Below are 12,299 nucleotides of genomic sequence, written 5' to 3'. Positions count from 1 at the left end.
ATTGGACTGTGCAAGGCGCGCGTCTTCCCCGATGTTGCCGGCAACGGAGGAACAGATATGAGACTTGCTGGCAAGGTCGCCATCGTCACCGGTGGCGGGTCGGGGTTTGGCGAAGGCATCGTCAAAAAATTCGTCGAGGAAGGCGCGTCCGTCGTGCTGATGGACCGTGACGATGCCGCGGCTTCCCGCGTCGCTCGTGAAGCCGGCGGCAAGGTGCGGCCGATTGCGGGCGACGTCTCGACGCTGGAGAGTTTTGTCGCGGCCGCCGACCTGGCGCGCGCTGCCTTCGGCGGGCTCGACATTCTCGTCAACAATGCCGGCGTGGCGCAGCCGCCGCTGCCGCTGGAGACGATGGACGAAGGCCTGTTCGACCGCATCGCCAACGTCAATATGCGCTCGATCTACAATGGCGCCCGCGCGGTGGTGCCGCATTTCAAATCGATCAAGTCGGGCGCCATCCTCAATGTCGCCTCGACGGGCGGCGTCTCGCCGCGGCCGAACCTCACCTGGTACAACGCTTCCAAGGGCTGGGCGATCGCCGCCACCCGGGCGATGGCGGTGGAGCTCGCGCCCTTCGGCATCCGCGTCAACGCGATCAATCCGGTCGCCGGCGACACGCCGCTTCTGTCCACCTTCATCGGTTCCGGCGAGGAAAACCGCGCCCGCGTGGTCGCCACCATCCCGATCGGCCGGCTGTCGACGCCGCAGGACATGGGCAACGCCGCGGCGTTCCTGTGCTCCGACGAAGCCAGCATGATCACCGGCGTCGACCTCAATGTCGACGGCGGCAAATGCATCTGAATATCTGCGGCTCCTGAGGGATTGGCGATGAAGGATGTTTACCAGATCGCGGTCGTGCATGGCGACGGCATCGGCCCCGAGGTCTGCGCCGCGGCCGTCGAGGTGGTGAAGGCAGCGCTCGGGCCGGGCTGCCCTTTGCGCTTCACCGAATATCCGGCCGGCGCCGAGCATTTTCTGAAGACAGGGCAGAGCTTTCCCCAGCCGACCTTCGAGGCGTGCCGGGCGGCGGACGCGATCCTGCACGGCGCCGGCGGCCTGCCGGGCGTGATCTATCCGGACGGCACGGAAGCGGGGCTCGATTTCACGCTGAGGCTCCGTTTCGAGCTCGACCTCTACGCCAATATCCGCCCGATCAGGCTCTTCGAAGGGGTGACGAGCCCGCTCACCGGGGTAAAGGCCGGCGATATCGACTATGTCATCCTGCGCGAGAACAGCGAAGGGCTTTACGCTGCGCGCGGTGCGGGGGCGCTGCTACGCGGCGAAGTGGCGGTCGACACGCTCGTCCAGACGCGCGCCGGCATCGAGCGGATCGTGCGCAGGGCCTTCGAGCTGGCGCGCCAGTCGAACGGCGCGCCGCGCGACGGCGTTCGCCGGGTGACATGCTGCGACAAGGCCAATGTGCTGCGCAGCTACGCCTTTTTCCGCTCCGTCTTCGACGAGGTGGCGAAGGACTATCCCGACATCGAAACGGAACATGCGCTGGTCGACGCCATGGCCATGCATCTCGTTCTGAAGCCCGGCCATTTCAACGTCATCGTCAGCGAGAACATGTTCGGCGACATCCTCTCGGACCTGGCGGCGGCGACCGTAGGCGGAATGGGCATGGCGCCGTCGGCGGAGGTCGGCGACGCAAATGGCTTCTTCCAGGCGGCGCACGGCTCCGCGCCGGACATTGCCGGCAAGGGGATCGCCAATCCCTACGGTACGATCCTGTCGGCGGCGGCCATGCTCGACTGGCTCGGCCGCGGACATGGCGACGAAAGGTTGCTCCGAGCCGCTGAGCAAATCCGCCGCGTGACGGAAGCGTGCCTGGCAGGCGGACTGCTCAGCGCGGATCTGAAGGGAAAATCATCGACCGCCGAAATCACCGGGAACGTCTGCGACCGGCTCGCGGCCTGAGGCGATGGGGCGGCTCGATCGCTGCGTATCGGTGGAGGATTTTCGCCAGCTGGCGCGCCGCCGGCTGCCGAAATCGGTTTTCGAGTTCGTCGATGGCGGGGCAGGCCAGGAACTGACCTTGCGCGACAACCGTGTCGGATTCGAACGCATCCGGCTGCTGCCGCGTGTTCTGACCGATGTGTCCCGGCCGGATTTGACCACCACCTTGTGGTCCCGCACCTATCCGACGCCGCTGGTGATCAGCCCGATGGGATCCTGCGCGCTCGTGCGCCCTGGCGCCGACATTGCTATTGCCACAGCAGCGGCGGCGCGTGGCATTCCCTACACGCTTTCGACCATGGCGACGACCGGCATCGAACAGATGGCGAGGGCGGTCGAGGGCCCGCTCTGGTTCCAGCTCTATGTGCTGAAGGATTTCGACTTCAATCGCCGGCTGGTGCGACAGGCAGAAGACTTCGGCTATTCGGCGCTGGTCGTGACCGTCGATCTCCAGACGGGCGGCAAGCGCGAGAAGGATCTGAGGAACGGGATATCGATTCCGCTGCGTCCTTCGCTGCGGCACATGATCGAAGGGGTCGTGCATCCGGCCTGGTCGTTTCGCCTGCTTCGGGGCGGCTTCCCGCAATTCTCGAATGTTCGCGGCTATCTCGGCGACACCAGCGCGGGGCTGACGATCGCGGCGCGCGTCGGCCGCAACCTCCATGCGGGTTTCGATTGGAACGACTTTCGCACGATCCGCGGCTGGTGGAAGGGCCCGCTGATCGTCAAGGGCGTCCTGCACCCGGACGACGCCGCGCGTTTGATCGCGGAGGGCGCGGACGGGATCTGGGTGTCCAACCACGGCGGCCGACAGCTCGACGGAGCAGTCGCGAGCATCGATGCGACCGGGGCCGTGCATGCGGCCATTGGCGGCCGGACTCCGGTTCTGATCGATTCCGGCATCCGCACGGGCATGGACGTGATCAAGGCGAGAGCTCGCGGCGCCGCCGCCTCGGCAATCGGCCGCGCCGCCCTGTTCGGCGCGGTGGCAGGACAGGCTGGCGTCGAGCGGGTCCTGGATATTTTGCTCGACGAAATCGCAACGGGTCTGAAGCTTTGCGGTGTGCAGGGGTTTCACCAGCTCGGCCCGGACCTGATTGCTCCGGCGGGGTAACCACGTCTGCCCTGTTTCATTGCGCCGGCCCGGTTTTGCGAGGCGCAAGGTTGCGCGAGCTCCGGCCGATGGTTATGCCGGGTCAGAATTTCCTGATGAAAGGCAGAACCGATGAAGGTCGTTTCCACCTCCAAATCGCATGGCGGCGTCCAGGGCGTCTATTCGCACCCTTCCGAAGTCTGCGCCTGTGACATGACCTTTGCGGTGTTCGTGCCGCGGCAAGCCAAGGACGGGCCGCTCCCGGTCCTGTGGTATCTGTCGGGTCTCACCTGCACGCACGCAAACGTCATGGACAAGGGTGAATACCGGCGCCTGGCATCCGAGCTTGGGCTCGTCATCGTGTGTCCCGACACCAGCCCGCGTGGGCCTGACGTTCCCGACGAGAAGGACAATTGGCAATTCGGCTGCGGCGCCGGCTTCTACCTCGATGCGACGCAAGAGCCTTATGCGAAGAACTACCGGATGTATTCCTACATCACCGAGGAACTGCCGGCGCTCGTTGCCGCCAATTTTCCGGTCGACATGTCGCGCCAGGCGATCTTCGGCCATTCGATGGGCGGGCACGGCGCGCTGACGATCGCGCTGAAGAATCCGGAGCGCTACCGGAGCTGCTCTGCCTTCGCGCCGATCGTGCAGCCCTCGACAGCCGGATGGTCGCGGCCGGCCTTCGAAAAATATCTCGGAGCGGACGAAAAGAGCTGGCGTGCCTATGACGCGACGCTTCTGATCGAGGATGAGAAGCGCTTCCCCGAATTACTCGTCGACCAAGGCACGGCGGATGGTTTTCTGCAGGAGGGTCTTCGGCCATGGCTCCTGGAAGAAGCCTGCAAGAAGGCAGGCATCGATCTGACCCTGCGCATGCAGGAAGACTACGACCATTCCTACAATTTCATCTCGACCTTCATGGACGATCATCTGAAGTGGCATGCCTGCCGTCTTGAGTGACACCGTCCGCAGTATGCCTGCCCCGCCGCAATCGAACGGTCTATTCCGAATCAGCCGTGGCTGAAGAGATTTCGGCGTTCACCTTCTGGTGAGCGCGAAATGTCCCCTGGAACATTCCCCTTTTCGCGCTGTTAAGTCCAAGCAGCAGCGCGGAAAGGAGCTTGCGCATGGACAATCCGCGATCCACGGCAAGTATAGCCGGCCACCCCATCCATCCCATGCTCGTCACCATCCCGATCGCATGTTTCGTCGGGACCTTGCTTACGGACATCGCCTATTGGCGGACGGCCGAAATGACCTGGGCCAACTTCTCGACCTGGCTTCTGACCGTTGGTGTCATCGTCGGTATTCTGGCCGCCATAGCGGGGCTTATCGACTTTCTTGGCGGCCGTAGGATACGCGCTCAGCCGACGGCTTGGCTGCACATGGCGGGTAACCTCGTCGCGCTCGTTCTGTCGTTCTTCAACATGCTGATCCATACGCGCGATGCCTGGACGTCCGTCGTGCCGACCGGGCTGATCCTGTCGGCGCTGGTGGTAATCATCCTGCTCTTTACCGGCTGGCTCGGCTGGGGGTTGGTCTATCGCCATCATGTAGGAGTGGCCGATGAGACGGTTTGACTGCGCAATCAGATGGCCGATCGCGGCGCTTTGCTGCGCAATGGCTTTGGGGCTTGCCGGCTGCAGCGACGACAACACCGATCCGAGCGCGCAGATCGGCCCGAATCCGAAACTGCCGGAGATAAACCAATATCTGTTCCCGCCGATGCATCTGGCCTCGGTGGTCGGCTGGAAAAACGATGAGAAGCCGGCCGTCGCGCAAGGCCTGCAGATCGAGGCGCTGGCCAAGGGACTTCAGCATCCGCGTTCGCTTTACGTGCTGCCCAATGGCGACATCCTGGTGGTGGAATCCAAGGCGCCAAACGAAGCATCGGTCAAGCGGCCGAAAGACATCATCATGGGATTGGTCGAAAGCTGGGTGACCTCTGGCGGCGACACCGGGCCGAGCAACCGCATCACGCTGCTGCGCGACACCAATGGCGACGGCAAGCCGGATTACCAGGGCGTGTTCCTAGACCACCTCAACTCACCCTTCGGCGTGGCGCTGGTCGGCAACGACCTCTATGTCGCCGACACCGATGCAATCGTGCGCTACCCGTACAATCCAGGCGATACCAAGATCACGGCACCCGGCAAGGTGCTGACGGAACTGCCGGGCGGTCCGATCGATCACCACTGGACGAAGAGCCTCGTAGCGAGCCCGGACGGCTCATTGCTCTATGTCGGTGTCGGCTCGAACAGCAACATCACCGAGAACGGCATCCAGGCCGAAAAAGATCGCGCCGCGATCTGGGAGGTCGATCGCGCCACCGGCCGCTCGCGCATTTTCGCCAGCGGGCTGCGCAACCCCAATGGCCTGTCGTTCGAGCCTGAGAGCAAGGCGCTGTGGACGGTGGTCAACGAGCGCGACGAGCTTGGACCGAACCTTGTGCCGGATTACATGACGTCGGTGAAGGACGGCGCCTTCTATGGCTGGCCCTACAGCTACTATGGACAGCATGTCGATCCGCGCGTGATGCCGCAGCGGCCGGACATGGTGGCCAAGGCCATTCCGCCGGACTATGCGCTGAGCTCGCATGTCGCTCCGCTCGGGCTAGCCTTCTATACCGCAAGCAACCTGCCGCAAACTTATCGCGGCGGCGCCTTTGTCGGTGAGCATGGCAGCTGGGATCGCTCCCAGTTCAATGGCTACAAGGTGGTTTTCGTGCCGTTCAGCGGCGGGCACCCGAACGGCATGGCGCGGGACGTCGTCACCGGCTTCCTCAACGACAAGGGCGAGGCGAGGGGCCGCCCGGTCGGCGTTGCCGTCGATAAATCCGGCGCGCTGCTGATTGCCGACGATGTCGGCAACACGGTGTGGAGGGTGACGGCAACGGCGCCGGGATCCTCGTGAGGAAAGACATCCTTCGGTTACTCCCGCCCGGCCTGGCCGACCAATTGAACGGTGTGCCGTAGAAGCGCGATAATCCGGCCGGAAACAGTGGATCCCGCGGACCAGGGGCAAAGCGCGGCGCGGCAAAATCGGCGGCTAACGGCACCTCGACCAGTTGGGCAGGAACGATCTGGCGGCTGACGCATTTTGCTTCGCGTCAACAACCGAGGGACCCGATGCGCATTGCCCATGTCGCGCCGCTCTACGAATCCGTGCCGCCGAAACTCTATGGCGGGACCGAGCGGATCGTGTTCTACATCACCGAGGCGCTGGTCGAACTCGGCCACGACGTGACCTTGTTCGCGAGTGGCGACAGCGAGACGTCGGCCAGGCTGGTATCCAGCCGCGATCAGGCGATACGCCTTGACCCTCGGCCGAAGAAATCGGAGATCGCTGCGCACCTGGCCATGCTCGCCGATGTGCGTGCACGCGCCGAGGAGTTCGACGTCATCCATTTCCATCTCAGCCACCTCCTGCATTTTCCATTCTTTGAAGAGATGGCGGGGCGCACGGTGACGACGCCGCACGGCCGGCTCGACTATGTCGACCTGGCGCCGGCCTATAAGCGCTTCCCGCGTTTCCCGATGATCTCGATTTCGCACAGCCAGAAGCGCGGTCTGCCCGACGCGAACTGGCTCGCCACGATCCATCACGGATTGCCGCTCGATGCCTACCGACCGACGTATGAGCCGCAGGCGGAAGAACCATATCTCGCCTTCCTCGGCCGCCTGTCGCGCGACAAGCGGCCGGACCGCGCCATCGAGATCGCGCGACGGTCCGGGTTGAAGCTGAAGCTGGCGGCCAAGATCGGCGACGATGACCGCGCCTATTTCCGCGACAACGTCGAGGCCCTCATCGATGGCGACCGCATCGAGTATGTCGGCGAGATCACCGAGGACGAGAAAGCCGGTTTCCTCGGGAATGCGGCAGGCCTGCTGTTCCCAATCGATTGGCCGGAGCCGTTCGGCCTCGTCGCAATTGAGGCCATGGCTTGCGGCACGCCGGTGATCGCCTGGAACCAAGGCGCCTTGCCGGAAATCGTCGACGACAGCGTCACCGGCTTCGTCGTGGACAGTGTGGACGCTGCGGTTGCGTCGATGCCGGCGCTTCTCGATCTCGAGCGGCGGCAGGTGAGGGCGGTATTCGAGCAAAGGTTCTCGGCGGCAAGAATGGCAAGCGACTATCTTGCTGCGTATATGCGCCTGACCGGCATACCGGAGGCCAGGGCCTCCTGACCTTCATCCCCGGAGCCGGACGATTTCAGGTCTGTTCGACTTGAAATCTCAATCCGGCTCTAAATCAAAGGGATAGAGCATAATGTTGTCCGAAAGCCGCTTCACACTTTTCGGCATCATGCTCTAGGGCGGGGCAAACGAAGAGGTGACGAATGACGGAGCTCGACGAGCGCAAGCTCGATCCTGCCGTAGCCCTTTCTTCACTCGACGAAACGGCGCCGCGCGAACCGCACCGGCTTTTTGCCCTCAAGCAGGGCGACTGCTTCGCCGTCGCGGACGCCTATGGCGACATCAGAGGGGCGGGCGACGGGTTCTTCCGCGACGACACGCGCGTGCTGTCCGAATTCCGGTTGACCATCGGCGGCAGGCCGATGTCGCTGCTCGGCGCTTCGCTCAGCCAGGACAATGTGCTGTTCACGTCCAACCTGACCAACCTGCCGATCCAAAGCGCCGTTGGCCGCGACATCCCGCAAGGCGCGATCCATATCGAACGCGTGAGGCTGATCTGGCAGGACCGGCTGTTCGAGCGGATCACGCTTTCCAACTACAGCCGCGAGCATTCCACCATAACGGTCTCGCTGCATTTCGCCGCTGATTTTCGCGACATGTTCGAGGTGCGCGGCTCGACGCGGGTGAAGCGTGGCACGACGCATCTGGCGAAGACCGACAAGGAGTCCGTCATGCTCGGCTATGACGGCCTCGACGGGCTGCCGCGCCTGTCGGCGATCTCCTTTTCGCAGGCTCCCGACAAATTAAGCGACAACCGCGCCGACTTCCTGATCGCGGTGACCAAGCGCAGCCAGAAAGTGCTGTATGTCGAAGTCGGACCGGAAGCTTCCGAGGCTCCCAATCGCGACCGTTTCCGCGCCGCGGCGGCACGAGCCCGCTTCGGCATGCGTGCCAAGCGGCGTCATGGCGCCACGGTGCACAGTTCGGGCCGCGTCTTCAACGATTGGGTCGAGCGTGCCCGCGCCGATGTGGCACTGCTCACCACCGAGCTTCCGACCGGGCCCTATCCCTATGCCGGCATTCCCTGGTTCTCGACGGCATTCGGCCGCGACGGCGTGATCTCGAGCCTGCAGATGCTCTGGCTCAATCCCGGGCTGGCGCGGGGCGTGCTGGCTTTTCTGGCCGAGCACCAGGCGACCGAAACGTCGCCTTTTTCGGATTCCCAGCCGGGCAAGATCATGCATGAGACGCGCAAGGGCGAGATGGCGGCACTGCGCGAGCTTCCCTTCGGGCGTTATTATGGCGGCGTCGACACCACGCCGCTTTATATCCATCTGGCTTCCGCCTATGCCGAGCGCACCGGCGACATGGCTTTCATTGACAGATTGTGGCCTTCGCTGAAGGCTGCCGCCGAATGGACGGAGGAGGCGAGCCGCGCCACCGGCTTCGTGACCTATCAGCGCGCCGCCGAATCAGGCCTCGCCAACCAGGGATGGAAGGACAGTTTCGATTCAGTCTTCCATGCCGACGGCCGCATCCCCAAGGGACCGATCGCGCTGGTTGAGGTGCAGGGCTATGTCTTCGCCGCCTTCCGCGGAATGGCGGCGCTGGCACGCCGCCGCGGTGAATTTGCGGACGCCGAGCACTGGGAGGGCCGTGCCGAGGAGATGCGGGTCGCCGTGGAACGCGACTTCTGGCTCGACGACATGAACTTCTATGCCTTGGCCATCGATGGCGAGGGCCAGCCATGCAAGGTGCGTACATCAAATGCCGGGCACCTGCTGTTCGTCGGATTGCCGCAACCGGAGCGCGCAAAGCTGGTCGTAGACCAGTTGCTGTCGGCCTCCTTCCATTCGGGCTGGGGGTTGCGGACGCTTGCCGACGACGCGGTATTCTTCAACCCGATGTCCTATCACAACGGCTCGATCTGGCCGCATGATACGGCGCTTTGCGCCGTGGGCATGGCGCGCTTTGGCGAACGCGACAGCGTGGTGCGGTTGATGAGCGGTACATTCGAATCGGCCGTGCATTTCAACATGCGGCTCCCTGAACTGTTCTGCGGCTTCGCCCGGGCTCCGGGCGAGGCGCCCATCGCCTATCCCGTGGCCTGCCTGCCGCAGGCCTGGTCGGCCGGCTCCACCTTCATGCTGATGCAGGCATGCCTGGGGCTGGAGATCGATGGCTGGCAAGGTGAATTGCACGTCACACGTCCGAGGCTGCCGATTGGCATCGACACGCTCATGATCAGGCACCTGACGGTCGGCGACAAAGCGATCGATCTCACCTTCCAACGGGTCGGCGACCGTGTCGCCGCCTTTCTGTCCGACCGGCATGAAGGCCAGGTTCCGCTCATCGTTCGAACGTAAACAAAGCGCCACAACCCCGCGTCCAACCATCGAAAAATGTCGGAACTGATCGCTGGTTCGCGCGTTGCAGACCTAAGCCGGTCTGCCCGTCCGCGGCCGGCAAGAACGAAAACAATGAACGGACGGCCGGAGGCAACCTGGCATTTCAATGACACAATACGGCGTCGACCTGTTACTGGCCCTTATTCTCGCAAGCCTTGGACTTTCCGCACTAGCGATTTTCATTTCGATATCCCGGCACCGCCGCAATCACCCGAGCGCATCGGTCATGCCGGGCCCCGGGGACGATTCCGCCCCCGAGGCGGCAAGGAAGGTGCTGCGCGAATTCGAGAAGAATGGGCAGTCGGTCGACGCGGCTCTCGTGAGCTGGTCGCCGGAAACTCTGCGCAAGATCCTTGCCGAGGACCTGCCGGATGCGCAGGTCATCGTCGTCTCCAACCGCGAGCCGTATATCCACAACGAGACCCAGGATGGCGGCGTCGAGCTCGTCGTGCCGGCGAGCGGGCTGGTCTCTGCGCTGGAGCCGATCACACGCGCCTGCGCCGGCACCTGGATCGCCTATGGCGGCGGCACCGCCGACCGGACGGTGGTCGACAGGAACGACCGCGTGCAAGTGCCGCCTGACCATCCCTCCTACACGCTGCGCCGGGTTTGGCTGAGCGACGACGAGTATCAAGGTTATTATCTCGGCTTCGCCAATGAAGGCCTGTGGCCGCTCTGCCACATTGCCTTCACGCGGCCGATTTTTCGAGAGTCGGACTGGCAGGCCTATGAAGCTGTCAACCGCAAATTCGCGGACACGGTGGTTGCCGAGGCTCGCAACGAGCGGCCGATCGTGCTCGTCCAGGATTATCACTTCGCGCTTTTGCCGCGCATGGTCCGCGAGCGGCTGCCGGAGGCGATCGTCATCACCTTCTGGCATATCCCCTGGCCGAATTCTGAAGTGTTCAGCATCTGCCCGTGGCGCGAGCGCATCCTGGACGGACTGCTCGGCAGCTCGATCGTAGGTTTCCACACCCAGTTCCATGCCAATAACTTCACCGAGAGCGTCGACCGCTTCATGGAAAGCCGCATCGAGCGAGCTGATGCCGCCATTTCCTATGGCGGCCAGGTGACGCTGGTCCATGCCTATCCGATCTCGATCGAGTGGCCCGTCGATCTCCTGGAAGCCCTGCCCAGAGTCGAGGAGTGCCGCGCGCGCATTCGCAAGCGGTTCAGAATTCCAGCGGATGCCAAGCTTTGCGTGGGCGTCGAGCGTCTCGATTACACCAAGGGCATCCTCGATCGTTTCCATGCGCTCGAGGAGCTGTTCATTCGCCATCCTGAAATGGTGGGTCAAGTCGTGTTCCTGCAGGTGGCGGCGCCGAGCAGGGGTACGTTGCCGGCCTACAAACAGCTGCATGACGAATGCCTGCGCTGCGCCGAGGAGCTTAACCAGCGCTACGGCAGCGAAACCTACCGGCCGGTCGTCATGGTGGCTGAGCATCATTCGCAGGCGGCGGTCTATGAACTCTATCGCGCCGCCGACATCTGCCTTGTCACCAGCCTGCATGACGGCATGAACCTCGTCGCCAAGGAGTTCGTCGCGTCGCGCGACGACGAACAGGGCGTGCTGCTGCTCAGCACCTTCGCCGGCGCCTCGCGCGAGCTGCTGGAGGCTCTGATCGTCAATCCTTACGACGCGGCGATGATGAGCGAGGCGATGCTGCAGGCGCTGACCATGGGGCCGGACGAGCAGCGCGAGCGCATGCGGCGCATGCGCGAGATCGTGCGCGACAACAATGTCTATCGCTGGGCAGGCAGCATGTTGCTCGACGCGGCGCGGCTGAGGAAGCGCGGCGACTTGGATCGAGTCACGGCCTTATACGAGCGGCCGGCAGGCCCCACCGGCGACAATGTCGTCTCCATGTTCGAACGCAAACAGGCAGTCGGATTCCGATGAACATCCAGGCAGATCTCACCCCGCCGCTTCCAGAAGGCCGGTGGGCGCTTTTTCTCGACATCGACGGCACCTTGCTGGAGCATGCGGCGCATCCCGACGCCGTCTCGGTCAGCGAAGAGTTGCGCGTTCTTCTGCAGATGATCGAGCGTCGGTTGGACGGTGCGCTCGCCTTCATAACGGGGCGCTCGATAGCGGCTGTCGACCATCTGTTCAACCCGTTGAAACTGCGGATCGCCGGCCTCTACGGGCTGGAGCACAGGCTTCTCCCGGAGGGACCGATCGAGACCGCCGACGAACCGGCGGATATGGCGGCACTCGCCGACGAGATCGAACTGGAGCTGGCAAGCCAAGCCGTTTATGTCGAACGCAAGGGGCCGGTGCTCGCCATCCATACGAGAGCCGCGCCGCAGCTTCTGGCGCGGGCGACGGAACTGGTCGAGGCGGCGCTTGAGCGCCTGCCGAAGGGCTACCGCGTGATCGCCGGCAATGCCGGCGTCGAGCTGATGCCGCTCGAAGCCGCCAAGGGTGCCGCGATCCGGCGCTTCATGCGGCTCGATCCTTTCACCGGCAGACGTCCGGTGTTCCTCGGCGATGACACTTCCGATGAGAATGGGTTCGACATGGTCAATGCGGCGGGGGGAATCTCGATCCGCGTGAAGCCGCAGGGCGAGACGGCTGCCCGCTTCGCCATCGAAGACGTGGCCGGCGCCATCGCATGGCTCAAGGCCAATTTCAGCGAGCCTAACGAGCAGGCCGGCAGCGTGCGGCAAATGGTGGGCGCTGGCAATTGACTGCCG

The 12,299-nt window shown here is 63.8% G+C and carries 10 protein-coding genes; all 10 read left to right on the top strand.

Annotation, left to right across the window (positions count from 1 at the left end; all coding sequences use genetic code 11):
• Window positions 1-57 precede the first annotated feature (57 nt).
• Window positions 58-801: a glucose 1-dehydrogenase gene (locus P9272_RS07770; RefSeq protein WP_278160059.1), complete on the top strand. Its 744-nt coding sequence runs from the start codon at window positions 58-60 to the stop codon at window positions 799-801.
• Between the two features lie 27 nt (window positions 802-828).
• Window positions 829-1,920 (top strand): isocitrate/isopropylmalate dehydrogenase family protein, encoded by a 1,092-nt coding sequence (locus P9272_RS07765; RefSeq protein ID WP_278160058.1) that lies wholly within the window; start codon window positions 829-831, stop codon window positions 1,918-1,920.
• Between the two features lie 4 nt (window positions 1,921-1,924).
• Window positions 1,925-3,073, top strand: coding sequence for an alpha-hydroxy acid oxidase (locus P9272_RS07760; RefSeq protein ID WP_278160057.1), 1,149 nt, complete (start codon window positions 1,925-1,927; stop codon window positions 3,071-3,073).
• Window positions 3,074-3,184: 111 nt separating this feature from the next.
• Window positions 3,185-4,018 (top strand): S-formylglutathione hydrolase, encoded by an 834-nt coding sequence (gene fghA / locus P9272_RS07755; RefSeq protein WP_278160056.1) that lies wholly within the window; start codon window positions 3,185-3,187, stop codon window positions 4,016-4,018.
• 167 nt (window positions 4,019-4,185) lie between these two features.
• A complete protein-coding gene (locus tag P9272_RS07750; protein WP_278160055.1) occupies window positions 4,186-4,638 on the top strand; it encodes a DUF2231 domain-containing protein in 453 nt (150 codons plus the stop codon).
• Window positions 4,639-4,678: 40 nt separating this feature from the next.
• On the top strand, window positions 4,679-5,971 hold the full coding sequence (locus P9272_RS07745; protein ID WP_278160217.1) for a sorbosone dehydrogenase family protein: 1,293 nt from the start codon (window positions 4,679-4,681) through the stop codon (window positions 5,969-5,971).
• A gap of 215 nt (window positions 5,972-6,186) precedes the next feature.
• Window positions 6,187-7,245: a glycosyltransferase family 4 protein gene (locus tag P9272_RS07740; RefSeq protein WP_278160054.1), complete on the top strand. Its 1,059-nt coding sequence runs from the start codon at window positions 6,187-6,189 to the stop codon at window positions 7,243-7,245.
• A 152-nt stretch (window positions 7,246-7,397) separates the two neighbouring features.
• Window positions 7,398-9,560, top strand: a complete 2,163-nt coding sequence (locus P9272_RS07735) for an amylo-alpha-1,6-glucosidase (RefSeq protein ID WP_278160053.1) — start codon at window positions 7,398-7,400, stop codon at window positions 9,558-9,560.
• A 148-nt stretch (window positions 9,561-9,708) separates the two neighbouring features.
• On the top strand, window positions 9,709-11,502 hold the full coding sequence (locus P9272_RS07730; protein ID WP_278160052.1) for a trehalose-6-phosphate synthase: 1,794 nt from the start codon (window positions 9,709-9,711) through the stop codon (window positions 11,500-11,502).
• The gene (otsB, locus tag P9272_RS07725) at window positions 11,499-12,293 is read left to right on the top strand and encodes a trehalose-phosphatase (protein WP_128256507.1); all 795 of its coding nucleotides are present in this window, start codon (window positions 11,499-11,501) and stop codon (window positions 12,291-12,293) included. Before P9272_RS07730 ends, otsB begins: the two co-directional genes overlap by 4 nt.
• Window positions 12,294-12,299 lie beyond the last annotated feature (6 nt).

The sequence above is a fragment of the Mesorhizobium sp. WSM4976 genome (assembly GCF_029625685.1).
Lineage (GTDB): Bacteria > Pseudomonadota > Alphaproteobacteria > Rhizobiales > Rhizobiaceae > Mesorhizobium.
The sequence above is the reverse complement of the archived record's forward strand: the minus strand, read 5'-3'. Positions and strand labels throughout refer to the sequence as shown.

Bases quoted from the DNA above. Each gene is read 5' to 3' on its own strand.
- P9272_RS07770 (WP_278160059.1), top strand. From the start codon at position 58: ATGAGACTTGCTGGCAAGGTCGCCATCGTCACCGGTGGCGGGTCGGGG.
- P9272_RS07765 (WP_278160058.1), top strand. From the start codon at position 829: ATGAAGGATGTTTACCAGATCGCGGTCGTGCATGGCGACGGCATCGGC.
- P9272_RS07760 (WP_278160057.1), top strand. From the start codon at position 1,925: ATGGGGCGGCTCGATCGCTGCGTATCGGTGGAGGATTTTCGCCAGCTG.
- fghA (WP_278160056.1), top strand. From the start codon at position 3,185: ATGAAGGTCGTTTCCACCTCCAAATCGCATGGCGGCGTCCAGGGCGTC.
- P9272_RS07750 (WP_278160055.1), top strand. From the start codon at position 4,186: ATGGACAATCCGCGATCCACGGCAAGTATAGCCGGCCACCCCATCCAT.
- P9272_RS07745 (WP_278160217.1), top strand. From the start codon at position 4,679: ATGGCTTTGGGGCTTGCCGGCTGCAGCGACGACAACACCGATCCGAGC.
- P9272_RS07740 (WP_278160054.1), top strand. From the start codon at position 6,187: ATGCGCATTGCCCATGTCGCGCCGCTCTACGAATCCGTGCCGCCGAAA.
- P9272_RS07735 (WP_278160053.1), top strand. From the start codon at position 7,398: ATGACGGAGCTCGACGAGCGCAAGCTCGATCCTGCCGTAGCCCTTTCT.
- P9272_RS07730 (WP_278160052.1), top strand. From the start codon at position 9,709: ATGACACAATACGGCGTCGACCTGTTACTGGCCCTTATTCTCGCAAGC.
- otsB (WP_128256507.1), top strand. From the start codon at position 11,499: ATGAACATCCAGGCAGATCTCACCCCGCCGCTTCCAGAAGGCCGGTGG.